The sequence below is a fragment of the Intrasporangium calvum DSM 43043 genome (assembly GCF_000184685.1).
Lineage (GTDB): Bacteria > Actinomycetota > Actinomycetes > Actinomycetales > Dermatophilaceae > Intrasporangium > Intrasporangium calvum.
On record NC_014830.1, the window covers coordinates 3,189,979 to 3,216,165 of the forward strand.

General features: G+C 70.7%; 28 protein-coding genes. 19 read left to right on the forward strand and 9 right to left on the reverse strand.

The window, feature by feature from the left end; genetic code table 11:
- Window positions 1-153: 153 nt before the first annotated feature.
- Window positions 154-1,137, forward strand: coding sequence for a DUF559 domain-containing protein (locus tag INTCA_RS14505; protein ID WP_013493680.1), 984 nt, complete (start codon window positions 154-156; stop codon window positions 1,135-1,137).
- A 111-nt stretch (window positions 1,138-1,248) separates the two neighbouring features.
- Here INTCA_RS14505 and gabT read toward each other — a convergent pair whose 3' ends face one another.
- The 3 genes from gabT to INTCA_RS14520 all read right to left on the reverse strand — a co-directional run bounded on the left by gabT (window position 1,249) and on the right by INTCA_RS14520 (window position 3,748).
- A complete protein-coding gene (gene gabT / locus INTCA_RS14510) occupies window positions 1,249-2,589 on the reverse strand; it encodes a 4-aminobutyrate--2-oxoglutarate transaminase (RefSeq protein ID WP_013493681.1) in 1,341 nt (446 codons plus the stop codon).
- A 284-nt stretch (window positions 2,590-2,873) separates the two neighbouring features.
- Window positions 2,874-3,368, reverse strand: coding sequence for an SRPBCC family protein (locus INTCA_RS14515; protein ID WP_013493682.1), 495 nt, complete (start codon window positions 3,366-3,368; stop codon window positions 2,874-2,876).
- Complete coding sequence (locus INTCA_RS14520; RefSeq protein WP_013493683.1) at window positions 3,365-3,748, reverse strand: ArsR/SmtB family transcription factor; 384 nt, start codon at window positions 3,746-3,748, stop codon at window positions 3,365-3,367. Before INTCA_RS14520 ends, INTCA_RS14515 begins: the two co-directional genes overlap by 4 nt.
- Window positions 3,749-3,878: 130 nt before the next feature.
- On the opposite strand from INTCA_RS14520, the gene INTCA_RS14525 reads away from it, so the two are divergent.
- From INTCA_RS14525 to INTCA_RS14560, 8 genes are all read left to right on the forward strand, one after another.
- On the forward strand, window positions 3,879-4,274 hold the full coding sequence (locus INTCA_RS14525; protein WP_013493684.1) for a TOBE domain-containing protein: 396 nt from the start codon (window positions 3,879-3,881) through the stop codon (window positions 4,272-4,274).
- Window positions 4,275-4,279: 5 nt separating this feature from the next.
- Window positions 4,280-5,023, forward strand: coding sequence for a molybdate ABC transporter substrate-binding protein (gene modA, locus INTCA_RS14530; RefSeq protein WP_041307777.1), 744 nt, complete (start codon window positions 4,280-4,282; stop codon window positions 5,021-5,023).
- Complete coding sequence (locus INTCA_RS14535) at window positions 5,020-5,805, forward strand: ABC transporter permease (RefSeq protein WP_013493686.1); 786 nt, start codon at window positions 5,020-5,022, stop codon at window positions 5,803-5,805. Before modA ends, INTCA_RS14535 begins: the two co-directional genes overlap by 4 nt.
- A complete protein-coding gene (locus INTCA_RS14540) occupies window positions 5,802-6,857 on the forward strand; it encodes an ABC transporter ATP-binding protein (RefSeq protein WP_013493687.1) in 1,056 nt (351 codons plus the stop codon). Before INTCA_RS14535 ends, INTCA_RS14540 begins: the two co-directional genes overlap by 4 nt.
- 43 nt (window positions 6,858-6,900) lie before the next feature.
- Complete coding sequence (locus tag INTCA_RS14545; protein ID WP_013493688.1) at window positions 6,901-8,049, forward strand: acyl-CoA dehydrogenase family protein; 1,149 nt, start codon at window positions 6,901-6,903, stop codon at window positions 8,047-8,049.
- 28 nt (window positions 8,050-8,077) lie between these two features.
- Window positions 8,078-8,845 carry an SDR family NAD(P)-dependent oxidoreductase gene (locus INTCA_RS14550; protein WP_013493689.1) on the forward strand — a complete coding sequence of 256 codons (768 nt, stop codon included), beginning with the start codon at window positions 8,078-8,080 and terminating at the stop codon, window positions 8,843-8,845.
- Between the two features lie 173 nt (window positions 8,846-9,018).
- Entirely contained in the window at window positions 9,019-9,513 is a 495-nt protein-coding gene (locus tag INTCA_RS14555) for a SigE family RNA polymerase sigma factor (protein ID WP_013493690.1), read from the forward strand.
- Window positions 9,510-10,796 carry a hypothetical protein gene (locus INTCA_RS14560; protein ID WP_013493691.1) on the forward strand — a complete coding sequence of 429 codons (1,287 nt, stop codon included), beginning with the start codon at window positions 9,510-9,512 and terminating at the stop codon, window positions 10,794-10,796. The genes INTCA_RS14555 and INTCA_RS14560 overlap by 4 nt, the downstream gene beginning before the upstream one ends.
- Before the next feature lie 283 nt (window positions 10,797-11,079).
- Here the strand turns inward: INTCA_RS14560 and INTCA_RS14565 are convergent, their stop codons facing one another.
- The 3 genes from INTCA_RS14565 to INTCA_RS14575 are packed head-to-tail and all read right to left on the reverse strand — an operon-like array spanning window position 11,080 to window position 15,261.
- Window positions 11,080-12,498 carry a metallophosphoesterase gene (locus tag INTCA_RS14565; protein ID WP_013493692.1) on the reverse strand — a complete coding sequence of 473 codons (1,419 nt, stop codon included), beginning with the start codon at window positions 12,496-12,498 and terminating at the stop codon, window positions 11,080-11,082.
- Window positions 12,499-12,529: 31 nt separating this feature from the next.
- Window positions 12,530-14,044, reverse strand: coding sequence for an MFS transporter (locus tag INTCA_RS14570; RefSeq protein ID WP_013493693.1), 1,515 nt, complete (start codon window positions 14,042-14,044; stop codon window positions 12,530-12,532).
- Entirely contained in the window at window positions 14,041-15,261 is a 1,221-nt protein-coding gene (locus tag INTCA_RS14575) for an amidohydrolase (protein ID WP_013493694.1), read from the reverse strand. The genes INTCA_RS14570 and INTCA_RS14575 overlap by 4 nt, the downstream gene beginning before the upstream one ends.
- 133 nt (window positions 15,262-15,394) lie before the next feature.
- Between INTCA_RS14575 and INTCA_RS14580 the strand changes: the two genes are divergently transcribed.
- The 3 genes from INTCA_RS14580 to INTCA_RS14590 all read left to right on the forward strand — a co-directional run bounded on the left by INTCA_RS14580 (window position 15,395) and on the right by INTCA_RS14590 (window position 17,436).
- Window positions 15,395-16,423 (forward strand): Lrp/AsnC family transcriptional regulator, encoded by a 1,029-nt coding sequence (locus INTCA_RS14580; RefSeq protein WP_013493695.1) that lies wholly within the window; start codon window positions 15,395-15,397, stop codon window positions 16,421-16,423.
- Window positions 16,424-16,592: 169 nt separating this feature from the next.
- Complete coding sequence (locus tag INTCA_RS14585) at window positions 16,593-16,865, forward strand: hypothetical protein (RefSeq protein ID WP_041307780.1); 273 nt, start codon at window positions 16,593-16,595, stop codon at window positions 16,863-16,865.
- Between the two features lie 4 nt (window positions 16,866-16,869).
- A complete protein-coding gene (locus tag INTCA_RS14590) occupies window positions 16,870-17,436 on the forward strand; it encodes a hypothetical protein (protein WP_013493696.1) in 567 nt (188 codons plus the stop codon).
- 4 nt (window positions 17,437-17,440) lie between these two features.
- Here INTCA_RS14590 and INTCA_RS14595 read toward each other — a convergent pair whose 3' ends face one another.
- Window positions 17,441-17,620 (reverse strand): ABC transporter permease family protein, encoded by a 180-nt coding sequence (locus INTCA_RS14595; protein WP_041307784.1) that lies wholly within the window; start codon window positions 17,618-17,620, stop codon window positions 17,441-17,443.
- A gap of 162 nt (window positions 17,621-17,782) precedes the next feature.
- On the opposite strand from INTCA_RS14595, the gene INTCA_RS14600 reads away from it, so the two are divergent.
- From INTCA_RS14600 to INTCA_RS14620, 5 genes are all read left to right on the forward strand, one after another.
- Window positions 17,783-18,211, forward strand: a complete 429-nt coding sequence (locus INTCA_RS14600) for a class II fructose-bisphosphate aldolase (RefSeq protein ID WP_425311126.1) — start codon at window positions 17,783-17,785, stop codon at window positions 18,209-18,211.
- A 105-nt stretch (window positions 18,212-18,316) separates the two neighbouring features.
- Complete coding sequence (locus INTCA_RS14605; protein ID WP_013493697.1) at window positions 18,317-19,552, forward strand: AGE family epimerase/isomerase; 1,236 nt, start codon at window positions 18,317-18,319, stop codon at window positions 19,550-19,552.
- Window positions 19,533-19,913, forward strand: a complete 381-nt coding sequence (locus INTCA_RS14610) for a VOC family protein (RefSeq protein ID WP_013493698.1) — start codon at window positions 19,533-19,535, stop codon at window positions 19,911-19,913. Before INTCA_RS14605 ends, INTCA_RS14610 begins: the two co-directional genes overlap by 20 nt.
- 96 nt (window positions 19,914-20,009) lie before the next feature.
- Window positions 20,010-22,256, forward strand: a complete 2,247-nt coding sequence (locus INTCA_RS14615; protein ID WP_013493699.1) for an MMPL family transporter — start codon at window positions 20,010-20,012, stop codon at window positions 22,254-22,256.
- A 148-nt stretch (window positions 22,257-22,404) separates the two neighbouring features.
- Window positions 22,405-23,211, forward strand: coding sequence for a P-loop NTPase family protein (locus INTCA_RS14620; protein ID WP_013493700.1), 807 nt, complete (start codon window positions 22,405-22,407; stop codon window positions 23,209-23,211).
- A 116-nt stretch (window positions 23,212-23,327) separates the two neighbouring features.
- Here INTCA_RS14620 and INTCA_RS14625 read toward each other — a convergent pair whose 3' ends face one another.
- Both INTCA_RS14625 and INTCA_RS14630 read right to left on the reverse strand, forming a co-directional pair.
- The gene (locus tag INTCA_RS14625; protein WP_013493701.1) at window positions 23,328-23,531 is read right to left on the reverse strand and encodes a cold-shock protein; all 204 of its coding nucleotides are present in this window, start codon (window positions 23,529-23,531) and stop codon (window positions 23,328-23,330) included.
- Window positions 23,532-23,858: 327 nt separating this feature from the next.
- Window positions 23,859-24,866, reverse strand: coding sequence for a DUF4037 domain-containing protein (locus tag INTCA_RS14630; protein WP_013493702.1), 1,008 nt, complete (start codon window positions 24,864-24,866; stop codon window positions 23,859-23,861).
- Between the two features lie 247 nt (window positions 24,867-25,113).
- Here INTCA_RS14630 and INTCA_RS14635 point away from each other — a divergent pair, with 247 nt between their 5' ends.
- Window positions 25,114-25,479, forward strand: coding sequence for an alpha/beta hydrolase-fold protein (locus INTCA_RS14635; protein ID WP_052338024.1), 366 nt, complete (start codon window positions 25,114-25,116; stop codon window positions 25,477-25,479).
- 100 nt (window positions 25,480-25,579) lie between these two features.
- The gene (locus tag INTCA_RS14640) at window positions 25,580-26,185 is read left to right on the forward strand and encodes a phosphatase PAP2 family protein (RefSeq protein ID WP_013493703.1); all 606 of its coding nucleotides are present in this window, start codon (window positions 25,580-25,582) and stop codon (window positions 26,183-26,185) included.
- The last annotated feature ends 2 nt before the right edge of the window (window positions 26,186-26,187 follow it).

Genomic DNA, 26,187 nt, shown 5'->3' on the forward strand with positions numbered 1-26,187 from the left:
GGCTCGGCTCCGGGGACGGATGACGCACCTTCCGCCGCCCTCGGGAGCGGCTCCGCACGAACCAGGAGCACCTGACCGGGAACCTGCGTCATCTGTCCCGATGCCTGTGGATGACCGGCTCCCACAGCTTCCCCGCCTTGGCAGTCTCAAGGCGTGCAGCACCCCCTCGCATCCCCGACTCGGGCCACTCCCCGCCGGGGCCTGACCGCAACCGACGTGGTCTCGGCCGTCCAGGCGCTCGGTGGCACCTGCTCCTGGCGCGAGCTGCGACGCGCCGTCCCCTGGCGGCTGATCGGGCCCGCCGTGACGAGCGGTCTCGTCGTCCGGTCGAGCCATGGCGTGTACACCCTGCCCACCACTGACGAGGCACGCGTCGTTGCGGCGCGGATGACCGGAGCTGTCTCCCACCGCAGCGCGGCCCTCCACTGGGGGTGGAAGGTCAAGGCGTCGCCCGACCTGCCCGACGTCACCGTCCCCACGGGCCGCAAGGTGCGTCCGAGCGTCGCGGGACTCTCGACGGTCCACCGGCGGGACTGCGCCGATGCGGAGCTCGAGGACGGGTGGGTGACCTCTCGCGAACGCACGATCATCGACTGCTGCCGTGACCTCCCCTTCGACGAGGCGCTCTCCGTCTTCGACTCAGCTCTCCGAGGCGGCCTACGACGAAGCAGCGTCACGGCTGCAGCGGGTTCGCTCGGACCGCGCCACCGGGCCAAGGTGATGGCGGTGGCCCGGGCCGCCAGTGGCAGAGCTGACAACCCCTTCGAGTCGGTGCTGCGGGCCATCGCCCTCGGCGTCCCCGACACCACGTGGGAGCCGCAGCATCGGATCCGCTACGACGACTTCTCCGCCAAGGTGGACGTCGCGTGCGAGAAGCTGCAGATCGTCCTCGAGGCCGACAGCTTCGAGTTCCACGGCCGACGCGCTGCACTGAACCGTGACTGCGAGCGCTATGACGAGCTCGTGGCCCGCGGCTGGCTGGTGCTGAGGTTCTCGTGGGAGCAGGTGATGTTCCGTCCCGAATGGGTGGCCGGCGTCATCACCCGGGCGGTCCACCTCCGACGTCGTCCGTCAGCGGATGACGCAGCCCTGCAGGGACGGATGACGCACCTTCCCGCGGTCGAAGCCGTCGCCTGAGCACGCCACCGGTCCGGCTCGCCCGGGACGTGCGTCATCAGTCCCACACTCACCGCCCTCCCAGGGCAGGCGCACGGGTGAGCCAGCCCAGCGGCATACGGCAGCAGTGACTCAGCCGACGGCCTTGGCGAACGCCGCCTCGAAGATGTCCAGCCCCTCCGACAACAGCTCGTGGGAGGCGACGAGCGGCGGCAGGAAGCGGAAGACGTTCCCGAACGTGCCGCACGTCAGCGTGACGAGCCCCTGGGCGTGGCACTCGCGGTTGACCGCCGCCGTCAGCTCGGCGTGGGGCGTCAGGTCACCGGCGCCGCGCACCAGCTCGATGGCGAGCATCGCACCGCGCCCGCGGATGTCGCCGATCTGCGGGAACCGCTCGGCCAGGCTGCGCAGCCGCGGCAGGAAGACCGCCTCGATGGCCCGCGCCCGCCCGCAGAGGTCCTCCGCGCGCATCGTCTCGATCGCACCGAGCGCGGCCGCGCAGGCCACCGGGTTGCCGCCGTAGGTCCCGCCCAGGCCGCCGCCGTGGATGGAGTCCATGACGTCGGCGCGCCCGGTCACCGCGGCGAGCGGCAGCCCGCCCGCCATGCCCTTGGCCGTGGTGATGAGGTCCGGCACGACACCCTCGTGGTCGCTGGCGAACCAGTCGCCGGTGCGACAGAACCCGGTCTGCACCTCGTCGGCGATGAAGAGGATCCCGTTGTCGCGGCACCAGTCGGCGACCTGCCGCACGAAACCGGGCGCCGGGACGATGAAGCCACCCTCGCCCTGGATCGGCTCGAGGACGACGGCGGCGATGTTCTCCTCGCCGACCTGGGCATGGACGTGCTGGACGAAGACGTCGAACGACTCCTTCGCGCAGTCTGCGGGGCCGCCGGGCCACCGGAAGGGGTAGCTCATCGGCGCCCGGTAGACCTCGCCCGCGAAGGGCCCGAACCGGTGCTTGTAGGGCATGTTCTTCGCGGTCAGCGCCATCGTCAGGTTGGTCCGACCGTGGTAGGCGTGGTCGAAGGCGACGACCGCCTGCCGTCCCGTGTGGTGCCGGGCGATCTTGACGGCGTTCTCGACGGCTTCGGCGCCGGAGTTGAAGAGGGCCGACCGCTTCTCGTGGTCGCCGGGCGTCAGCTCGGCGAGGGCCTCGCAGACCTCGAGGTACTCCTCGTAGGGCGTGACCATGAAGCAGGTATGCGTGAAGTCGGCGACCTGGGCCTGGACTCGCTCGACGACGCGGGGCGCCGCGTGGCCGACGCCGGTCACCGCGATGCCGGACCCGAAGTCGATCAGCTGGTTGCCGTCGACGTCGACGAGGATGCCGCCCTCGGCCCGCTCGACGTAGACGGGCAGTCCGACACCGACCCCCGCCGAGACGGTTGCGGCCTTGCGGGCGTGCAGCTCGGTGGACCGTGGGCCGGGGATCGCGGTCCGGAGGACGCGCTGCTGGGCGACGTTGGTCATGGGGGAACTCTAGAGGCGTCCGTATGCCGCTGGGCGCGCTCCCCGGCAAACCTTCCCGCCGCTCCTCCCGCCCACGTGGAGGGAGCGCCGACGACATCGAATGAGCAGTTCGCGACACGCGGCGCCCGCGTGACCGGGCTCGATTGTCACGAACTGCTCTTTCGATCGGCGTCACGAACTGCTCTTTCGATTGGTGGGGACGACGTGCGCGTTCGACTCAGCCGCCGAAGCGGGAACGGTGCTCGTGGTCGAGGTCGAACCCGCTTGTCGTCATGGGGCCCGCCTCAGGCGCTCGCACTCGCGGCGACGAGCTCGTCAAGGCGTTCGTAGCCCTCGCGCATGCCCTTCTCCATCCCGCTCGCGACCATGGCGTCGCGGCCCTCCACGGAGCTGCCGATGGACCGGCCCTCGAGGCGGCAGCGGCCGGGCTGTCCCTCGGGGCCGAGGTCGACGAAGCGCATGAACTCCAGGGCGATCTCGTCGGGCATCCCCTCGAACTCGAAGGTCTGCACCGCGAGCTCGTTGTCGCGGACGGTGTGGAACGTGCCCCGGAAGCCGTACTCGTTGGCGCCGTCGCGGTGCGTGTAGTGGTAGCTGCCGCCGTCCCGGAAGTCCCAGTGCTCGACGGTCATCTCGTAGCCGCGCGGCCCGAGCCACTGCTTGACGAGGTCGGGGTCGCGGTGGGCGTTGAACACGGCCGAGACCGGGGCGTCGAACTCTCGGGTGAACTCGATCCAGGGCAGGCCGGGGGGGGCGTGGATGGTCAGCTCGTTGGTCATGACTTCTCCTCTGTGGTGGTTCCTGTGGTGGAGGGTGTGGATGTGTCGGGGTTGTCCGCGAGCAGTGCGTCCAGGGTGCGGAACCGCTGCTCGTGGACGAGCCGGTAGCGGTCGATCCAGGCCGTGAGGGCCTCGAGGCGCCCCGGGTTGAGGTGGACCGGGCGGCGCTGGGCGTCGCGGCTACGGGTGACGAGGTCGGCGTGCTCGAGCACCTGGATGTGCTTGGACACCGCCTGGAGGCTGATCCGGAAGGGCTCGGCGAGCTCGTTGACCGTGGCCGGACCGCGGCTGAGCCGAGCGATGATCGCTCGGCGGATCGGGTCGGCGAGCGCGGCGAACGCGCGGTCCAGCCGCTCCTCCGTCGCTCCGTCGCCAATCATGTTCAACCAACTCCTTGATCAACTAATTACTTGATTAAAACCCCAGAGCGACGCCTGAGTCAAGGGCGTGCCCCGCGCCGATCTCCCCGGCGCGAGATCCAGCCGCAGATGCGGAGCTAGACTGACCTTCATGCCGCAACTGCGTATCAGCGAGGCCGCCGCCCTCCTCGGGGTCAGTGACGACACGGTGCGCCGCATGGTCGACTCCGGTCGACTGGCCAGCGGGACCGACGACGCCGGCCGCCGCACCGTCGAGGGCGCCGAGCTGGCCGCGGTCGCCCAGGAGCTCGCCCATCCCGCGGCCGTGGGGACGATCGGTGCGGCCTCGGCCCGGAACCGGATGCGCGGCATCATCACCGCCATCACCAAGGACACGGTGATGGCCAAGGTCGAGATGCAGTGCGGGCCCTTCCGGATCACCTCCCTCCTCTCGAGGGACTCGGTCGACGAGCTCGGGCTCGAGGTGGGCTCCGTGGCTGTGGCCTCGGTCAAGTCGACGCATGTCGTCGTGGAGGTCCCCGCGTGAGGAGGATGCGTCCGCGCGGACTGAGCCCAGCGGCATACGGCATCGTCGTGCTCGCCCTGGCGGCCTGCGGCAGCCCCGCCGCCCCCGCCACGGACACGGTCACCGTGCTGGCCGCGGCATCCCTCACCGAGGCGTTCGACCAGCTCAGCGGGGACTTCACAGCTGACCACCCCGGCGTGACGGTGGAGCTCTCCTACGGGTCGAGTGCGACGCTCGTCCAGCAGGTCGACCACGGCGCCCCCGCCGACGTCCTGGCGCTCGCCGGCGAGTCGGCCGCCGACCCCCTGGACCGGAGCGCCGTCCGCTCGTCGACCCCCTTCGCCGGCAACGTCCTCGAGATCGCCGTCCCGTCCACCAACCCGGCCCACGTCACCGGCATCGGCGACCTCGGTCGGGCCGGGCTCAAGGTCGTCCTCTGCGCGCCCGCCGTGCCCTGCGGCCGAGCGGCGGACGCGACCTTCGCCAAGGCGGGCATCATCCCGTCGGCCGTGTCACGCGAGGTCGACGTCAAGGCGACCCTGTCGAAGGTGCGCCTCGGCGAGGCGGACGCCGCGGTCGTCTACCACTCCGACGTCGTCGCGGCGGGCGTTGCCGTCACCGGGGTGCCGATCCCGGAGGCCGTCAACACCCGGCTGCGCTACCCCATCATCACGCTCACCGGGGACCCGTCGGCGCAGGCGTTCGTCGACTACGTCGTTGGTGAGCGAGGGCAGCACACCCTTCGCTCGTTCGGCTTCACGAGCCCATGAGGTATGCCGCCGGGCTCCGTTCCCGACTCACCCTCGGCCTCCCCGCGGGGCTGGCTCTCCTGCTCCTCGTCGTCCCCCTGGCCGCGCTGCTGACGCGGGCCGACTGGTCACGCCTGCCGGGGGACCTCGCCACACCGACCGTCCTGCCGGCGCTGCGGCTGTCGTTGCTGACGACCTCGACGACCGCCGGTCTGTGTCTCCTGCTCGGCACGCCGCTGGCCTGGTTCCTCGCGCGGTCGGAGCATCGCGTGACCCGGTGGGTGCGGGCGCTGCTGACCGTTCCGCTCGTCCTGCCGCCCGTCGTCGGCGGCGTCGCGCTGCTCATGGCGTGGGGGCGCACCGGTCTGCTCGGCCAGCACCTGGCGCCCTTCGGGGTGCAGATCCCCTTCACGACCGTCGCGGTGGTCCTGGCGGAGACGTTCGTCGCGATGCCGTTCTTCGTGCTCGCCGTCGAGGGCGCCATGCGGGGGCTCGACCCGCGGCTCGAGGCGGTGGCCCGGACCCTCGGGGCGACCGACGTGCGCTACCTGCGCACCGTCGCGCTCCCCCTCGTCCTGCCCGGCCTCGCGAGCGGGCTGGCGCTGGCGTGGGCCCGGGCGCTCGGGGAGTTCGGGGCGACCCTGACCTTCGCCGGGAGCTTTCCCGGGCGGACGCAGACCGCGCCGCTGGCCGTCTACGCCGCACTCGAGCAGGACCCGCAGGTGGCGATCTCGGTGAGCATCGTGCTGCTCGCGGTCAGCGTCCTCGTGCTCGGAGTGCTCCGGGGCCGGTGGCTCCGATGAGGGGCGGGCTGGACGCGCGGATCCGTCTCACCCGCGGCACCCTGGACCTCGACGTGGAGCTCGCGGCCGGCCCCGGCGAGGTCGTCGGCGTGCTCGGGCCGAACGGCGGGGGCAAGACGACGACGGTGCTGGCGCTGGCCGGCGTGCTCACCGGCTCGGACGGCTGGGTCCGCGTCGACGGCGCGACGTGGCACGAGGGCCGCGTGCGACGGGCCCCCGACCAGCGACACGTCGGCCTGATGCTCGCCGACCCGCTCCTCTTCCCCAACCTGCCGGCGGTGGAGAACGTGGCCTACGGGCTGCGCAGCCGCGGCGTCCGGCGTCCGGCCGCCCGCCGACGGGCGCTCGCCGAGCTCGAGCGGGTCGGGCTCGGCCCCCAGGCCGAGGCTCGACCGCGCGAGCTCTCCTCCGGCCAGGCCGCCCGGGTGGCGCTGGCCCGTGCCCTGGCGACCGACCCGGCGCTCCTCCTCCTTGACGAGCCGCTGTCGGCCCTGGACCCGGAGACCCGGGCCCGGACCCGGAGCGACCTCGCCGCGCGGCTGGCCGCCTACGACGGCGTGACCGTGCTCGTGACCCACGACCCCCTCGACGCCCTGACCCTCGCCGACCGCCTCGTCTTCATCGAGAACGGCCGGGTGACCCAGGCCGGCACCCCCGGCGAGGTCCTCCGCCAACCCCGCAGCCCCTACGTCGCCACCGTGGTCGGCCTCAACCTCTACGCGGCGACGGGTGACTCGCAGGGCCACGCCCGGACCGACTCCGGTTCGGTCCTCATGACGACCGACCCCACGGAGGGCCCGGTGTGGGTGGCCTTCTCCCCCAGTGCGGTCTCGCTGCACCGTCGCGAACCCGAGGGCTCGCCGCGCAACACGTGGGCGCTGCGGATCAGCGATGTCACCCTGCACGGCCAGACCGCCCGGGTCGGGCTCACCGGGCCGATCGACCTCACGGCCGAGGTGACGATGGAGTCGATCAGCGCGCTCGGGCTGCGGGTCGGGCAACAGGTGTGGGCTGCGGTCAAGGCGACCGAGGTGCGCACCTACCCGCGCTGACCGTGGTTTGGCGGCATTACTTTGACGTCCTAGTATCTGGACCATGCCAGCGACGAGGCTGATGCCCACCGACGAAGCCGCCGACCTCATCGAGCTCACCCGGGAGATCTGCCACAAGGAGCTCGCACCGAAGGTCGACGAGTCGGAGCGCAAGCACCTCTTCCCCAAGGCGACCTTCCGCACCCTCGGTGCCGCGGGCCTCCTCTCGCTGCCCTACCCGGAGGAGTTCGGCGGGGGCGGCCAGCCGTACGAGGTCTACCTCCAGGTCGTCGAGGAGATCGCCTCGGCCTGGATGAGCGTCGCGGTGGGGGTCAGCGTCCACAGCCTCACCGCCTACCCGGTCGCGACCTTCGGCACCGACGCCCAGAAGGCGGCCCTCCTCCCGGGCATGCTGTCGGGCGAGCAGCTCGGCGCCTACTGCCTCTCCGAGCCGCTGGCCGGCTCCGACATCGCGTCGATGACGACCCGCGCGACCCCGACCGGCGACGGGTCCTACTCGCTCAAGGGCACCAAGGCCTGGATCTCCCACGCCGGCCACGCCGACTACTACACGACGTTCGCCCGGACGGCCGACACCGGCAGCAAGGGCCTGTCGACCTTCGTCGTCCCCGCGGACGCGGCTGGTCTTGCCTTCGCCGCTCCGGAGCGGAAGATGGGCCTGCACGGCGACCCGGTCGCCCAGGTGATGTTCGACGGCGTCGTCGTGGACGGTGCCCGCCGGATCGGCGAGGAGGGGCAGGGCATGATGATGGCGCTGTCCGCCCTCGACTCCGGCCGCCTCGGGATCGCTGCCGGGGCGACCGGTCTCGCGCAGGCCGCCCTGGACCAGGCCGCGACCTACGCCAACGAGCGACACCAGTTCGGCCGGCCCATCGCGAGCAACCAGGGCCTCGCCTTCCTCCTCGCCGACATGGAGGCCGCGGTCACGTCGGCCCGGGCCACCTACCTCCATGCGGCCCGGCTCAAGGACGCCGGTCGGCCCTTCAGCAAGGAGGCGGCCGTCGCCAAGCTCGTCGCCACGGACGCCGCCATGAAGGTCACGACCGACGCCGTCCAGGTGCTCGGCGGCGCCGGCTACACCGAGGACTTCCCCCTCGAGCGATACCTGCGCGAGGCGAAGGTGACCCAGATCTTCGAGGGCACCAACCAGATCCAGCGGCTCGTCATCTCCCGGCACGTCCTCGCCGGCTGAGCCACCCCGAACCCCGGAAAGGCATGCCATGCAGCTGAACTCGTCGTCGGTCGCCGTCATCACGGGCGGAGGCTCCGGCCTCGGGGGCGCCACGGCCCGCCGGTTCGTCGCCGACGGGGCCAAGGTCGTCATCCTCGACCTCGAGGGCTCGGCCGGCCCCGCGCTCGTCGAGGAGCTCGGCGCCGACCACGCTGCCTTCGTCGCTGCGGATGTCCGCGACGAGGCTCAGGTGCAGACCGCGATCGACCGTGCGACGGAGCTGGGCGAGCTGCGGGTGGCCGTGAGCTGCGCGGGCGTCGCCACGCCGGGGCGGGTCATCGGCCGCAAGGGGCCGTTGGCGCTCGACGCCTTCCGGACCGTCGTCGACATCAACCTCGTCGGCTCGTTCAACGTCCTGCGCCTCGCGGCCGCCGCCATGCTCGACAACGAGCCCCTCGACGGCGACCGCGGCGTCATCGTCAACACCGCGAGCATCGCCGCGTTCGACGGCCAGGTGGGGCAGGCCGCCTACGCGGCGAGCAAGGGCGGGATCGTCGGACTGACGCTCGCAGCGGCCAGGGACTTGGCGGACAAGGCGATTCGCGTCATGACGATCGCTCCTGGCACCTTCGAGACGCCGATGCTGGCCGGCCTCCCCGAGGAGACGCGGCACGTCCTCGAGCAGCAGGTGCCGCACCCCTCGCGGCTCGGCCAGCCCGCCGAGTACGCCAGCCTGGTGCGCCACATCGTCGACAACGCGATGCTCAACGGCGAGGTCATCCGTCTCGACGGGGCCCTGCGCATGCCGCCGCGCTGACCGACCCTGCTTGCTCGCCTCCTGAACGGCGAGGACGGCGTCACGCGCCACCTGTCATCGAGGGCACGTGCAAGGACGGCACCACCGTGGTCTCCATTTCCGCTCCGACCGGACAACCGTTCGCGGCGGTGGGAGCGTATGGATCAGGTCCGCTCCTTCGACAGGGGAACCACATGGAAACCGCCGATCGTGAGGCCGACTTCACGGCCTACGTCCGGGCGAGGCAACGGCACTTCGTTCGCTTCGCCTACCTGCTGACCGGGGATCCGCACAGCGCCGAGGACCTCGTGCAGAGCGCCTTCGCCAAGGTCTACCGCAAGTGGGGGAACATCCACGGCTCGCCCGACGCCTACGTGCGCCAGACGATCATCAACGAGCACCACAGCTGGTGGCGCCGCACGTGGCGGCACCGGGAGGTCACGGGCAGCGACCTCATCACCTATGCCGACCCGCCGGCGCCCGCCGACCGCTACGCGGACGGTGATCTCCACGACCACATCCGCAACCTGCCGACCCAACAGCGCGCCGCGATCATCCTGCGCTACTACGAGGACCTCACCGAGGCCCAGACCGCCGAGGTCCTCGGGATCTCCGTCGGCACCGTCAAGAGCCACACGAGCCGGGCGCTCAGCGCCCTGCGCGTCTCCATGAAGGAGGTCACGGCATGAGCCCCAGCGAGCTGGATCTGCGCCAGACCCTGCACCACGATGCGGAGCGCATCGACGCGACCGGGGACTTCGCCCTCGCGGCGATCGGCCTCGAGCGGCGGCGGGCGCGCCGACGGACGACGATCGCCGCAGCCGCAGCGGTCACCGCCCTGGCCGTCGCGACCCCGATGATCTGGTCGAACCTCCGGACCGGGACCACACCGGCGCCGGCGACCTCGTCCACCGCTCCGGTCTCACCCTCCCCGTCACCGTCCCCCTCGGCGACCGCCACCGGCAGCCCGACCTCGGAGGAACCCACGCCCGCACCGACACTCGATGCCGACGCCCCGCCCTCGGCCACCTCGCGGCCGAGCTTCACGGCCGTCGCCGGCGCGCCCGACGTGTCCAACGTGCACGGAACGACCGTCCACGACCTGGTCCGCCACCGTGAGGTGACGCTGGAGGTGGCAGCCGACTCCCAGCTGGGGGGCGTCAACGGCCTGTTCGCCGATGGCTCCGTGCTCGGCAGCGTCCTCGCCGCCGGCGACTGGGACGTCGTCGTCTGGGACGGCGCGACGGGCGCCGTGCGGGCCCGTCTCGCTGCCGGTACGGTCCTCACCTTCGACTCCGCGCATACCCGCGCCACCTACATCGACGGCGCTGAGCGCCTGCACGTCATCCGAGCCGACGGCACCGTGGTCGCCACCGCCCCCCGCCCGGGGCTCCTCGCGGTCGGCATCATCGGCGACGTCGTCTACGTCAACGACATCCGCAGCGAGCGGCAACAGGGCTACACGTGGAACCTTCGGACCGAGGCCCTCGAACCGTTCGACGGCCGGTTCGGCCCGGCCCACGCCGGGTCAGGGCTGGTCGTCTTCCTGCCTGCACCCGACGCCGGCTCCGGGACGTGCTTCCGGCTGCTCGATGCCCGGGCGGACCTCGCCGTCCGGTGGACCGCCTGCGGGGACTTCTACCCGACCGCCTTCTCGCCCTCGGGTGAGCTCCTCGTCGGCGGCCTGGGGATCGACGGCGGGTCCCCCTATGACCTGTGGGTGATGCGATCCAGCGACGGGGCCCGCGTCCTTCACGTCGACGCCAACCGGACGGGGCTGATGCTGACCGGGAGCGCCGTCGACGATCGCGACCAGGCCCTCACGGTCGTCGCGCAGAACGCCGACCTCGAGGAGGGGCTGGTGCGGTGCCCGCTCGACGGCTCGGCATGCACCGTCGTGGGCAAACCGGAGCGTCTCGACACGACGACCGCATCCGGGATAAGTCCCCCAGCGTGGCAGGTCCTCCGCTGAGCGGCCGGTGCCTGAGAGCAAAGGGCCGCCCCGTCAGCCGGCGACAGGGGGGAACGCCTGGCCGACGGGGCGGCACCATTGGCTCCGAGGTCAAGCCTCGAGCCGCCCGAGTGGTGCAGGTCACCCCGCGTCCACCGGGTCGGGCCTCGGCGCGCACCCCTCCACGAATGCGCCCCGACGCCCTGGCAACCGTCTCCGAGGAGACGGCCACTACTCTATTGACGAGCAGTGGCGCTCATCATGACACGAATTTCCGTTGAATCGAGAACTTTCTCGAAGTCACCTAGGACCCCTGATCGTTCCGGACGATGATCGGTGGCTCGACGAGGTCGTTCGTCGGCGACAAGGCGGTCATGGGATGCGGCTGGCCGTCGTCGAGCAGCCCGGCCACCGGGGTGAGGCGGACCTCAAACTCCTCGACGTCGACCAGGAGTAGATGCGCCTGCCCGGACCACGCCGTCGTGTGCGCCTCCTCGAAACCCTCCGGAACGCGCTCGTCGAGCTGGCCCGACGCCCCCGACACCACGTAGGTCCGGCCCCCGACATCGCTGACCTGGAAGTTGTGCTCGTGGCCGGCAAGGACGAGACGTACGCCGGCCGCGTCGAAGAGCGGCTCGAAGGACTCGCGCATCTCCTCGTCGTTCTGGTGGTCCGGGCCCGCCGTGAAGACCGGGTGGTGGGAGAAGGGGATGAGCCACCGTCGTGGGCGCCCGCCGAACGTCTGCCGTAGCCAGTCCCGGTGCTTGGGGGCCTGGAAGTACCGGTGGATCTCTTGATCCTCGCTGTCCAGCGAGGTGTCCAGGCAGACCAGCTCGAGGTCGGCGCCGTAGCGGAGCCGGTAGAAGAGGCCGGGCAGGACCGAGGCCGTCTCGAGGCCGCGATGGAACCGCTCCTCGATGTGGAAGTTGTCCTCCATCTGGGCGCGGTCGTCGCTGCCCTCGGAGTCGGCGCTGTCGTGGTTGCCGATGGCTGGGAAGACGGGCACCCGGGCGATGGAGAGCCGGTACGGCTGGAAGAAGCTGGAGTACCAGTCGTCGTCCTCGCCACCCCCCTCCTCGTCCACCCGGCCGCGCTCCCCCTGGTAGACGTTGTCCCCGAGCGAGAGGGCGAAGCGGACGTCGTGGTCACGGACCAACCGGTCGAGGACGGCCGCGATCCGCTGCTGTCGCCGGCTCGACTCGGCGTCGGCGCGCATGCCCACGCCGTAGTCCCCCATCGCGACGAACCGCAGTGGTGGCGTCGGGGCGTCGGGGTGCGGCCAGGTGTGGAACCTCAGGTCGTAGTGGCGACCGGCCGGTGCGAGGTCGTAGCCGCCCCGAGCGACCGGCACCCAGTCCCACAGCTCCTCGGCGGCCCAGTCGCGCCCGTCGACGATGACCCGGTAGTGGTATTCGGTGTCCGGTTGCAGGCCCTCCACCCAGACCCAGGCTCGTTCGTCCGGCGAGGCCTCGGCGACGACCTCGCCGCCCTCCGCCAGAACCTGCACCGTCGTCGGCCCGAACGTCTCCGCGCTGGATCCGATGCAGGTCCGCCGACCCACCTTGGCAGGCAGGGACTCGTCGTCGACGATGTCCCATCGACCGTTGGGCGCCCGCTCGAAGAAGAAGGCGCCCCAGGCGACGAGGGCGCGGTCGTGGGCGACGTCGACGAGGTGGACGAAAGGCTCCCGGTGAATCGCCGGGTCGGTCCGGGAGGGGGTCATGGGCCGATCATGCCCTGACCCCCTCACCGTGTCAGTCGTCGTTGTACTTCCGGCCCTTGGGGACGGTCACCACGATCGACACGATCGACACGAGGACGATCACCAGGTTGAAGATGAAGGTGACCGCACCGGCTTGGCGCACGGCCTCGTTCGAGTGGATCCCCTGCGTGACGAGAACGTCTCCGACGAAGGAGACGCCGGGGCCGAGGAACGAGGAGAAGATCGTCAGGGAGATCGCGGCACCGATCGCACCACCGAGCGACGAGGCCATCTTGTAGATGCCGGCTCCCGCGCCCGCCTGCGCCGGCGGGAGGTTGGACAGGGCCGCGTCCGTCGACGGAGTGGCGTAGAAGGCCAGGCCGACGCCGAAGAGCGTGTAGGCGACGATCGCGAGCACCTGGTACTGGCCGACGAGGACGTTCGTCGGGATCAGCGCGAGGCAGGCGAGGCCGACGATGCCCGCGCCCCAGAGCATCGGCTTGCGCGGACCGAACCGGCGCAGCAGCTTCTCACCGACCCGGATGAAGCCGATGATGGCGACCGCATAGCCGATCGTGAGGAGTCCGGCGCGCCATGGGTCGAACATCTCGGGCCGGGCGATCTGCAGCATCTGCTGGCTCACGATGAGCAGGCCGATCGTGCCGTTGAGCAGGAAGTTCGAGAGCGTGGCGCCGGTGAAGGTCGTGTTCTTGAACAGGGCGAAGTCGATGAAGGGGAGGTCGCGGGATCGCTCGACCCGAACGAACGCCCCGGCGCCGACGAGCGCGACGATGCCGAGCCCGAGCGTCATCGGACTGGCCCAGCCGATCTGGCGGCCGAAGATGAGGACGATCATCAGGGCGAGGACGGTGACCATGAAGATCGCGAGACCGGGCACGTCGAGGCGTCGGTTGGTCCCGGCCTCGGCCTTGCTCTCCGGGGTCCCGCGCAGGAGGAGGATCGCCAGGATCGAGACCGCGATGGAGACGTAGAAGATCACTCGCCAGTCGTAGGCCGAGGCGATGAACCCGCCGAAGAGGGCCGCGATCCCTGATCCGCCCCACGAGCCGATCGACCACATCGACACCGCCCGCTGGCGCTGGGGCCCGTCCCAGTACGCCTTCACCAACGCCATGGTCGCGGGCATGATGCACGCGGCCGAGAGACCCTGGAGCGCGCGTCCGGTGAGGAGCATCGGCAGCGCGACCGACCCGCTGGCGAGGGTGAGCAGGAGCGAGCCTGCGATGTTGAGGACGTTCCCGGCGAGCGCGACCTTGACCCGGCCGATGCGGTCCGCGAGACCGCCGAAGACGACGATGAACAGGCCGGAGAAGAGGGCCGTGACCGACACTGCGAGGTTCATCTGGTTGAGGTCGACGAGCGGCTGGGCGATGTCGTCGATCGGTCCACCGTTGATGTCGGTGAGGATGGCCCGCGCAATGGTGCCAACCGTCCCGGCGAACAGCCAGAAGGTCAGCACTCCCATGACGATGCCGGTGAGGAGCTTGTCGTTGCCCTGGAACGCGCGTTTCGCTGCAGGGGCGGCCACAGCCTGGGTGGTGCTCACTGGTTGTCCTTTCCGAGGTAGGCGAGCGCCGCGACGACGATCGCCTGGGTGCCCGTGTCGAGCGTGGGTTGGATGAGGGGGGCGAAGAAGGGTGAGTGGTTCGGTACGCCTCGACCGGCGGGGAAGCCACCGACGCCCCAGTACGTGTACGGAGTGCCGAAGGCATCGGGAAGCCTGCTGAAGTCCTCGCTGGCAGGGATCCGGCCGAGCGCGACGACCCGCTCCGAACCGAAGTGCTCGCGGAAGGCCTCAGTGACCTTCGCGGTGACGTCTGCATGGTTGTCGGTCAGCGGGAACTGGTCGTAGTACTCGAACGTCGGTGGCTGCGGCGAACCGGCGGCGTCGCACTCGCCCCGCACGATGCGCTCGACCGCCGCCATGACCTGGGCCCGGACGTCGAGGTCGTAGGCGCGGAGGTTGACGAGCAGGGTGGCCCGGTCGGGGATGACGTTGCTCTTCGTGCCTGCCGTGCTCGACCCGACGGTGACGACGGCGAAGTCGGTCGGTGCCACCTCCCGGGCCACGATGGTCTGCAGGCGCAGGACGATGGAGGCAGCGAGCACGACGGGGTCGACTCCGAGATGCGGCATCGACCCGTGCGAGCCCTTGCCGAAGACGGTGATCCGGACGCTGTCGCCGGCGGACAGCACCGGACCGGACTGGGTGGCGACGACGCCCGCCTCGTGGCTGAGGACGTGCTGCCCGAACGCGACGTCCGGACGGGGAACGAGCGAGGTCAGCCCCGCCTCGATCATCGCGCGAGCGCCCTCGGCGTTCTCCTCGGCGGGTTGGAAGACGGCGATGAAGGTGCCCGACCAGGGCCCGGGCTCCGTGGCGAGCAGCTCGACGGCCCCGAGGAGGCAGGTGACGTGCGCGTCGTGACCGCACGCGTGCATGAGGCCGACCGTCGCGCCGGAGTCGTCGACCGTCGTCTCGGTCGATGCGTAGGGCAGTCCGGTCTCCTCGGTCACGGGCAGCCCGTCCATGTCGGCCCGATGGAGGACGACCGGGCCGGTGCCGTTGGTCAGGATGCCGACGACACCGCCCCCAACCTCGACGACCTCGCAGCCGACGGCACAGAGACGCTCGGCGATGATCGCGCGGGTCCGCGTCTCGTGCAGACTCAGCTCTGGGTGGGCATGGAGGTCTCGATAGAGGTCCTCCTGCCAGGCTCGGGTGGCATCGAGGTGACCGAGCACCTGTTCGACCACGGACATGAGCGTTCCTTTCGGTGTGGCGACGCAACGACCCGGGCTGCGATGGATTGGGATGAACCCGGCGGCCAAAGGCTAGGAAGAGCGCTACGATCGCAACGACCGATGATGAAAAGAGTCCAAAGTCAGGCGCTGGATGACAGATGTGGATCTCGACACGGAGGATCGGCGCCTGATCGCCGCTCTTCAGGTGCGGCCGCGTGCGTCCTGGACCGAGCTGGCCTCCGTGCTGGGTCCGAGCGCGGTGACCCTCGCCCGGCGATGGGCGCGGCTGTCGGAGGCCGGAGCGGCCTGGATCACCGTCGCTCCGAACCTCCAGCCCGGCACGGGTGCGTTGGGGCTCGGTGTCGCGCTGGTCGAGCTGCGGGTCCCGCCGGGCCAGGTCCTCGCCATCGCCGGCGAGCTGTCCGCGGTGCCGGAGGTGGCGACGATCGACCTCACCTCAGGGGGCCGTGAGCTCGTCCTGACGGTCATCGCCGGCGACGAGGACTCGCTCGCCCGGCTGCTCCTCGAGCGGCTGCACCCGTTGGGAGTCGTGCTGTCGGTCCACTCGCACCCGGTGACCCGGACCTATGTCGACGGCAGCAACTGGCGTCTCCCGGGGCTGGGCGAAGGCGAACGGACCCGCCTCGCTCCACACCTCGCACCGGCCAACCGCGCCCGCATCTCGCCGCTCCTCGAGGCCGTCGCGCGTGAGCTGGCCAGGGACGGACGGATCTCTGCGACCGACCTCGCCGAGCGGTTGGAACTGCGGCCCCGCCGAGCGCGCGCCCTGGTCGCCGAGGTCATCGGCACCCGCCGGCTGCGGTTCCGCACCGAGCTGGCCCGTCGCCACTCGGGCTACCCCCTCTGCACCTGGTACTTCCTCAAGACGCCAGCGTCCCAGCGGGCCACCGTCGCTTCCCGCATCGCAGCCCTGCAGCAGGCCCGGGCCGTGGTCGCCATGGTCGGCCAGTACGACTTGGCCGTCGACGTCTGGACCCGGACGCTCGATGACGTGCAGCGGCTCGAGGCGACGATCGAGGAGCGGATGCCCGGCGTGCACATCGCCGACCGCTCACTCGTCCTGCGCACGGTCAAGCTCATGGGGCGGTTGTTGGACGAGTCAGGATGCGCCAGCGGGTTCGTTCCCCTACCTGCCTACCTCAAGGGCGGGGAGATCTGACCGCGCACCGGTTCGTGCACGGTTGGAACTCGGTGCCGATCCGGCTCGACGAGGACAGCATGACCGACCGGCCGACCTTCGGGCCCGAGGCTGGGTCGGCGGGACCGGTCTTCGGGTGCGTGGCGCTCGAGATCCAGGCACCGGCGGACGGGTTCCTCGCACTTCCCGGGTGGGGAGGGGCTTCGTCTGGTTCAACGGCGTGCTGCTCGGCCGGTACTGGGAGGTCGGCCCGCAGGTGACGCTCTACGCTCCGGCGCCGCTGTGGCTCGCCGGGGCGAACGAGGTCGTCGTCCTGGAGGTGGACCACCCCGGCACGCAGCTGGAGCTGCGGGCCGACCCGACCTGGGTCGCCCCTCCGCCTGAGGTCCAGCACCCGCCGAAAGCCGACAAACGGGTGATAGCACCCCAATGCCCCAAACGTGGCTCGGCCACGTTTCAATGAGGTGGTGACTCGAATCGGTGCCAGCGACCTGCCCACCCAGCTCCTGCTGATTCCGGGGCTGGGGTCGGATCCCTTTGCTGATGCACTCGCGACCCCGCCCCCTCTCGTCGCGGTGCTCATCGCTGTGGCACTGATGAGCTGGGTGGCGGTCACCGCCTTCGTCCTGGTCCTCACGGTCGCGGCCTTGGTCGCGGCTTCGGCAGCGGCCGTCTTCAGCACGGTCGTCAGCCTGCGTGCGGCGGCAGTGCTCCTGAGGGTCGGCGCCCTCGCAGCGGCAGCGGCGACACTGGCCATCACGGTCATCGCACTGACGGCGTTCATTGTGCCGGTCGGCTTGGCCTTCGCCAGCGCCGTGGCCCTGAGCGTCCGCCTCACAGCACGACAGGCCCCCGGTGTCGCTCCCTCAGGCCTGACGCCCCCAGTCACGGCGCCCGCTGCCGCAGCCTACGCGGCGCCGGCGGCAGCCCCGGAACCGGCAACACTCCCCTCCCCACCCTCAGCGGCGCGAGCCGACACCGCCTCCGCGGCCGGCGCCGGCCGACCGCCGGAGACCCAGCGCACGGCCGCCTGAGCGGCTACTTCACGCTGCCTGCGGTGAGGCCGCCGACGAGGTGCTTCTCGATGATGGCGAAGAGGATGACGACGGGCACCACGGCGATGACGGACGCGGCGAACAGCTGGTCCCAGTGCTGCTCGTAGCCGGTCACGTAGGCCCGCATGCCGACGGTGAGCGGCTTGCGGTCGTCGTCGATCATCAGCGTCAGCGCGAGGGAGGAAGGCGAACCCGACGAGGGCCCCGGCCGCCGCCATGAGGGTCCGCTTCCGACGCCGAGGGGATGAGCCGTATGCCGCTGGGCTGGCTTGCGCTGGAGCCGTCGTCATCGACTCGTCTCCTCTCGCCAGTTGATGATCCGGAGGTGGATGAGGACGACCGCGAGGATGAGGAGGACGTTGAAGATCCCGGCCGCGGCCGACATCCCGACGTCCTTCTCCTCGCCGACACCGGGGTCGACGCGCTGGCCGTCGCCGTGGGCAGCTCACACGCGATGACCGAGCGCACCGCCCTGCTCGACACCGACCTCATCGCGGAGCTGCGGGCCGCGGTGCCGGTCCCCCTGGTCCTGCACGGCTCGTCCGGGGTCCCCGACGAGGGCCTCGTCGCCGCCGTCCGGGCCGGGATGGTCAAGGTCAAGATCGCGACCCACCTCAACCACGTGTTCACCGCGGCCCTGACCGACCGACTCAACGACTCACCGACCGTGGACACGCGGAAGTACATCGGAGCCGCCCGGGCCGCCGTCGCCGAGGAGGCTGCCCGTCTCCAGCGGCTCCTCGCCACCCGCTGAGGTCACTGTCGCGGGGGCGGTTTCAAGGGGACCGAGCCCAGCGGCATACGGCATCGTCGTCGCCAGATGGTGGCAAGCCAGCCCAACGCCCTGAAGGATGACCCCATGGAAGCGAAGTCCCCCGACTGGTTCGCCCGCCAGGCAGCGGAGCTCGTCGACTTCGCCGCCGGCTCCCGCCATCCCGACGGAGGTTTCGCCTGGCTCGACGACGCGGGACGGCCCGAGCTGGACCGTCCGGTCGAGCTGTGGGTCACCTGCCGGATGACCCACGTCTTCGGCCTGTCCCTCGCCCTCGGACGACCCGACTCGGCGGACCTGCTCGACCACGGTGTCACCGCCCTGAGGGACCGCCTGCGCGACGACGTCCACGGAGGTTGGTTTGCCGGGGTCGACCGCGACGGGCCCGCGGACGACTCGAAACAGGCCTATGCCCACGCGTTCGTCCTCCTCGCCGCAGCCACGGCAACCCTGGCCGGCCACCCGGACGGCCGGGAGCTCCTCGATGAGGCGACCACCGTCTTCGACGAGCGGTTCTGGCGCGCGGAGGACGGCCTCGCGGTGGACGTCTGGGACCGCGCCTGGCGCGACCTCGAGGACTACCGCGGGGTCAACGCGAACATGCACACGCTCGAGGCGTTCCTCGCGGTGCACGACGTCACCGGCGAGGGCCGCTGGCTCGACCGGGCCCTGCAGATCGCGACGCGCGTCGTGCACGGCTTTGCCCGGGACCACGACTGGCGCCTTCCCGAGCACTTCTCGGCCGACTGGAGGGTCCGGCCCGACTACAACCGGAACGACCCCGGACACCCGTTCCGGCCCTACGGCGTGACGATCGGGCACCTGCTGGAGTGGGCCCGGCTGGCCCTCAACGTGCGCACCGCTCTCGGGGCCACCGCTCCCGCCTGGCTGCTCCAGGACGCCACCGCCCTCTTCCACACCGCCGTCACCGACGGGTGGTCCGTCGACGGCGCCTCGGGCTTCGTCTACACGACCGACTTCACCGGACGGCCGGTCGTCAGGCAACGGATGCACTGGGTGCTGGCCGAGGCGCTCAACTGCGCGACAACCCTCGGGCAGGCCACCGGCAACCCGGAGTACGCCACCTGGGCCACCTCCTGGTGGGACCACGCCGACCGGTTCTTCATCGACCACGAACGCGGCTCCTGGCTGCACGAGCTGGACCCGACGAACCGGCCCTCGGCCACCGTCTGGCACGGCAAGCCGGACGTCTACCACGCCTACCAGGCGGCCATCCTGCCGTTGCTGGGCGAGATCTCCTCCTACGCCGGTGGGGTGCGCGACCACACAGAAGGGGTCATCCATGGCATGCCGAATCAGTGAGCTCGTGCTGAGCTGTCGCGACCCGGAGCTGCTCGCGCGCTTCTGGTGCGAGGTCCTCGACTTCGTCGTCCTCGACCGCGAGGAGGACGGCAGCCTCGAGATCGGGCCGCGCGACGGTTTCGGTGGTCCGCAGCCCACGATCATCCTCAGCCGCAACGACGATCCCGTCGTGGCGAGGTCCCGGCTGCACATCGACGTCAACGCCACGGACCGCGACCAGGACGCCGAACTCGAACGCCTGCTGGCGCTCGGAGCCCGGCCGGCCGACATCGGACAGACCGGCGACGAGCCCTGGCACGTCCTCGCCGACCCCGAGGGCAACGAGTTCTGCCTGCTCAGAGCGCGTCTCGACCCGCTCTGAGCCCGGCCCTGTGGCCGACCTCGGATCTGCGGGTACGTCTTGGGGTGTCAGACCAGGACGTCGTGTCCTGCGTCCTCACCTACGGAAGGCCGGTCAATGAGGTCGTGGCGCAAGTCCGAGGTTGGCTCCCTCGCCAGGACGTATGCCTGGTTGGTCGTCAAGCTCCGCTGGTTCATCGTCCTGGGCTGGGCGGCGGCCGCCGTCGCGGCCGCCGTGTCGCTACCGGCGAGCATGCCCAACAGTGACCTGAGTGGTTTCGCCCCACCCAACAGCCGCGCCATCGCGACCGAGACGGCGTCCGCGAAGGCGTTCGGGTTCCCGGTGCTCTCCCGGACCGTGATCGTGCAACGGTCCGAGGAAGGCCTGTCGCAGGCAGCCCAGGAGCGTCTGGTGCAGCGTGCGCTGGGCGTGGCCAAGGGGACCCTCGGCGACGTCGGACCCATCGCCGGGGTCTTCCCGGTCGCCAACACGAGAGGCGTGTTCCCGTCGTCGGCGGAGCCGGACACCACCGCCCTCACCTACGTCGTCAGCAAGCCGGGTACCAGTTTCAGGCAGGAGGTGGCGGCGGCGGAGGCGTTCGGCAAGCAGTACGTGAACCAACCGGACGACCACCTCGTCGGAGTGACCGGGACCATCCCCGCCCAGCTGGCCCAGACGGACATCCTCTACGACCACCTGCCGCTGCTCGAGATCGCCACCCTCGTCGTGGTCATCGTGATCGTCGCCCTCAAGTTCCGATCGGTGATCGCCCCGCTCGTCGCGTTGCTGACCGCCGCCGCCTCCTACTTCCTCGCCGTCCGGGCGACGAACTACGTCGGCGGCTTCGTGCAGGGGGGCGTGCCCGAGGAGCTGAAGCCGCTGGTCCTCGCCCTGGTGCTCGGCATCGTGACGGACTACGCGATCTTCTTCCTCTCCAGCATGCGCACCACCCTCGACGAGGGCGTGGACCGGCTCAAGGCGGCCCAGACCTCGGCGGCCCAGACCGGTCGGATCGTCCTCGTCGCCGGGGTCGCGGTCGCAGCCGGCAGCGCGGCGATGCTCGTCGCCGAGTCGCCCTTCTTCCGTGCCTTCGGCCCGGTGCTCTCCGTATCGGTGCTCACCGCCATGGTCGTGTCCCTGACCCTGCTACCGGCCCTCCTCGCGATCTTCGGCCGCGGCTTGTTCTGGCCGAGCAGCAGCCGGCGGAACAGCACGCGCCCCGTCGCGCGGGCCGCCGCCCGGGTGCTGACCATCAAGGCCGTGGCCCTGGTCCTGGGAGCGGCCTGCATCGCCGGACTGGCGCTCCTCAGCATGAACATGGAGCGCCTCCGCCTCGGCGTGTCCTTCGTCGCGGCGCTCCCAGCCGACAGTCCGCCACACATCGCCGCAGAGGCGGCGACCAGCGGCTTCGCGCCCGGAATCGTCGCACCCACGGAGCTGCTCCTGCAGGGCCGTGACTTCGCCGGCGAACCGGAGAAGCTTGCCCAGCTGGGCCGGGAGCTCGCGCAACAGCCCGGCGTCGCAGGCGTCCTCGGCCCCGGCTCCCTGCCTGAGGAGGTCGTGAGCGGGGCGCTGCTGACCCGCACCGGCGACGCCGCCCGCTTCATCGTCATCCTCGACCACGACCCGCTCGGGGCCGTGGCCATCCGCGACCTGGACCAGCTCTCCACCACGGTGCCCGACCTCCTGCAGCGCGTCGGGCTCGACGGGGCGCGCGCCGGCCTGGCCGGTGACACCGCCGTCGCCAGTGAGCTGGTGGCGGCCACGACCTCCGACCTGCGTCGCATCGCCATCGCCGTGCTCATCGTGAACCTTGTCCTGCTCATGATGTTCCTTCGTGCCATCGCCGCGCCGGTCCTGCTGCTCGCCTGCAGCGTCCTGGCCCTCACCGCCTCACTCGGAGCGCTGACCTTCGTCTTCCAGGGCCGGTTCGGCCACGACGGGGTGACCTTCTACGTGCCGTTCGCCGCCTCCGTCCTGCTCCTGTCGCTCGGATCCGACTACAACATCTACGGGGTCGGTCACATCTGGACCCGCGCGAAGCACACGACGCTGCGTCAGGCCATCGCCGAACGGATGCCCGAGACGTCCGGTGCCATCACCGCAGCGGGCATCACGCTCGCCGCCACCTTCGGCATGCTCGCCCTGGTTCCCCTGCGCCAGTTCCGCGAGCTGGCGTTCGTCATGGCTCTCGGCGTCCTCCTCGACGCCCTCGTGGTGCGCTCGGTCCTGGTTCCCGCCGTCCTCGCCCTGCTCGGCCGGTACAGCGCGTGGCCGCGGAAGCTCGAGGGCACCGACGTCGCCCGCCCGCCCGCCCGGCCAGCTCGACCACCACAGGTCGAGGAGCCCGAGCCGTCGAGATGATGCCGCCCACCTCGCCACCACGGCACCGCGCCGGACCGCTCGACCGGGCTCAGCGGCATACGGCCCCACCCGAGTTCGCGGACCACGACTGACGGAACGTAGGCTCGGGGTGCCAGCCGGCACCTCATCAGCACGCCGAGGAGGCTCCGTGTCTCACCCCCCATCCCGGATCCGGACGATTCTGCCGACCTCCGGTCGCACCGCCCTCGGCGCGACCCTGGCCGGCGGTGTCCTGACCGGTCTCGCATCGGCCCCCGAGCGGGTGAGCCGGCTGCTGCGGCGTCGCTTCCCCATGGTTGCCGTGACCGGAATGACCGGGGTCGGCAAGAGCCAGCTCGTGGACCGGTTGACCCGGCGTGCCTCAGGCGACGGCGTGACCGAGGTGGGCTCTGCGGTCATGGAACGTCGAACCCGGCGCTCGCCTCGGCTCCAGGGCTTCCGCTTCCTCGTGGTGCCGGGCGACAACGCGGCGACACGCCTCGGCGCCCTCGACGAGGTCTTCCACGACGAGCCCGTCGACGGCGTGATCCACGTGGTCGCGAACGGTCACGCCACCCCCCGGCGTGCAGGAGGCACCACGGGCGCAGCGACCGCGACCCGCGAGGCACAGCTCGTCGCCGAGCTGGAGGACTGGACCATCACGTCGCACCGGATCGCCTCCATGGCGGTTCGGCGTCACAAACCGATCTGGCTCATCATCGCGGTCACCAAGACGGACCTGTACCCGGACGACGTGGACGAGGTGGTGCACTACTACTCGCCGGACAGCGGCTCGCCGTTCGGCGACAAGGTCGACGCGCTGCGGGCGCTCGCAGGCGGTGCGAAGCTCTCGATCGACGTCCTGCCGGTGTCCAGCCAGGCCGGCGACCGCAAGTCGGCCATCTCGCCGAGGCGTGCCAGCGCCATGCTCGACGCTCTCGCCGTCCGAATGGCTCAGCTGAGCGGCCACGCCTGAGCGGTCGCCGTGGCGCGGTCACGCCCGCAACAAGAGACTTGCGACCACAGAAAAGCGATCCTCCGACCCGTTGGGTCGGAGGATCGCCAAGCCCGGTTACCGGGATCGGTCGTGGGTCAGATGCCCCGAACCTTCTCCGCCTGCGGGCCCTTCGGGCCCTGCGTGACGTCGAACTCGACCTTCTGGCCCTCCTGCAGCTCGCGGTAGCCGCCGCTCTCGATGGCTGAGTAGTGAACGAAGACGTCGGCGCCGCCGCCGTCCTGCTCAATGAAGCCGAAGCCCTTTTCGCTGTTGAACCACTTCACGGTGCCTGTTGCCACTGGTGTTCCTCTTCTTGTGCGAGGCCTCCCGTGTGGAGACCTCAGGCTGCCGGTATTCAGCACCAGCGCGACCCGCGAACCTTCGCGCGGCGCCCAGTCCTGCCCAGCCCGTAACACGGACTGGGACGACAGCTGGGATTGACGGTAGCAGTCATCGTGCTCCTGCCGGGTCTCGTTCACGGACCAGTTGCAGGCACGGACCCGGTGGAGCGGTGCTTCGGTGCGGGAAATCGCGGGGTTCAAGGGAGTTACGCCCTGCACTCAACGCGCGGGATGAGCTGCGCCCGAAGGCCCCCCGGCCCTTGTTGGCCGGGCGAATCCTCCGCTCTAGTCGAAGAGCCGCAGCAGGAGCTGTCGGTTCTTCGGCGCCCAGAACAGCTCGCGGAACTGGTCGACCGGCCCGACCGGCCATCTCTGCGCAATGCTCACGACCGCGGGGTCGCGGATCAAAGGCAGGAGCAGGGCCGGGATGTCCGCCCAGGCGACCTTGAAGGGCCTGTCCCACAACTGCACGAGCTCCGTCGTCACCGGAGGGGTCAGGCCGAGCCCGTTGTGCATGAGCACCAGCCGCTCGTACGCCGCCATCAGCGCTTCCTCACGCTCCTGCCACACCTCAGCCCGCCCGACGTTCCACAGGACGGGCGTCAGGTCCGAGCCACAGGCGAGGCGGGAGAAGGCGGTTCCGAACCACTTCGAGTACGGCGCGTACTGCCGCTCCATCAGGAAGGCGAGCCGCATGAGGTCGACCACCAGGCGCGACCCGATCAGTGCAGAGCCCAGCTCGTCGCCGGCGGTTCCTGCTCGGCCCACCAAGTTCATCTCGGGGTGGACCCGCCACCAACCGGCGATCAGCAGGTACAACCAGACGTCGTGCGGGTAGAAGGCCAGGCGGTCCCGTGCTGCCTGCAGGCCCACCTCGTCGTGAAAGACGACCCCGGAGGTGAACATGCGCAGCGCGTGCTCCGGCAGTGTCAGCCAGTCGCGCGGCTCGATGTCGCCGTCGATGTCCATCTCGAACTGTTGCCGGACGTAACCGCGGACCGTGTGGACCTCATAGCCGATGGGGTGGCCCTCGAAGGTCGGCGGCAGGTTCCGCTGCAGCTCCTCCTCGACCTCGACGCGGCGCGGTTCGTCCTTCTCGGCGATGAAGATGAGGACCCGCGGCTTCCAGTCGTGGTCGCTCGACATCTCGTCGTCGAAGCCGAGCACCTCCGAGCCGCGGCCGAGCAGCGCCGCTGAGTGCGGCAGGCCAGGGAGTCTCGAGGTCATGACGGGCTGCACGACCTGCTCGTACAACCGCCGGCTCAGCTCGGCTCCCGAGACGAACGTCGACATGCCATCAACCTCCTACACGCAATCTCAGTGTGGCCCCGGCCACCAGCCCGGTCGAGCCCCTAGGGCGGGAGGACGCCCCTGGGGGTGCTGGCAGTGGCGCGCTCTCCGGCCGCATCTCCATCGGTGCCACCACCTGGCTGCGGGGATCGCGGTCCTACGCTCTCAGCATGACCGGTGCCGCCCAGTTCCCCGTCGCTCGGCGCTGCGCGCCGCGCTGGCGCTCGGGGCGGCCTCAGCCGTCGGGTTCATGCTCACAGGGTCGATGGGCGGCTTCGGGGCGCTCCTGCTCGCCAGCGACCTCGGTCCTGCCCGGGTGACCGGCGTGGTCGCCGCCAGTGCCGCCCTCTGGCGCACGGGCGCCGAGACCCCGGCCGGCGCCTACGACGACCGCGAGGACTTCGACCGACACTCGATCTTCGGGCGGGTCGATCGGCTCGCTGGCATCCCCGTACGCCTCGACTGTGGCCGGTCGGACCCGTTCGTCGCTGCGAACCGGGCCCTCGCGGAGCGGCTGCCCGGCGTCGAGGCCCACTTCGACCCGGGCGGGCACGAGGACGCTTGGTGGCGGGCCCATGCAGCTGCAGAGATGGCTTGGCTCGCAGCCCGCGCCTGACGAGCTGGGAGGCGAACTTCCAGCCCGCTCCCATCTGGCTCCCAGCCGGCTTGCCGGTGGCACTCAGACTGTTCCAAGGTCCCTTTCATACGGTGCTCCGGTGACTCCGAGCCCCAGCGATACCAACCTCTTCCTCGAGATCAACGGCTTTGCGCAACGGACCGCTTGGCTCCATGCCCCGCTGGCGATGTACGCCAAGTTCGGCATTCTGTTCTTTGCCGGACTGCTCGTGGCTGGTTGGTGGGCGGCGCGCCGACGCGGGATCGCCCGGATGGTCGCGCTCGTGTGTGCTGGGCTCGGCACGGTGGTGGCGGTGGCCGTGAACCAGCCGCTCGTCCAGCTCTTCCACGAGGCGCGCCCTTACACGCATCTGCACCAGATCCTCGTGCTGGCTCAGCCTTCGGTGGACTTCGGCTTTCCCAGCGACCACGGCACGATGGCGGGCGCCGTGACTGCAGGGCTCTTCCTCGTCGACCCGCTCCTCGGCTCGGTATCACTCCTGCTCGCGCTGCTCATGGCCTTCTCCCGCGTCTACATCGCGGCCCACTATCCGTCTGACGTCGTGGCCGGGCTCCTTCTGGGCGCCGCAGTGGTGCTCCTCGGCCACCTCGTGGTCCGCAAACCCCTCACTCAGCTGATGAAGCGCATGGCCCGCAGCCGACTCCAGCCGCTCGTCACTGACGCGGGTGCGGCCGGTGAGGGGTAGCC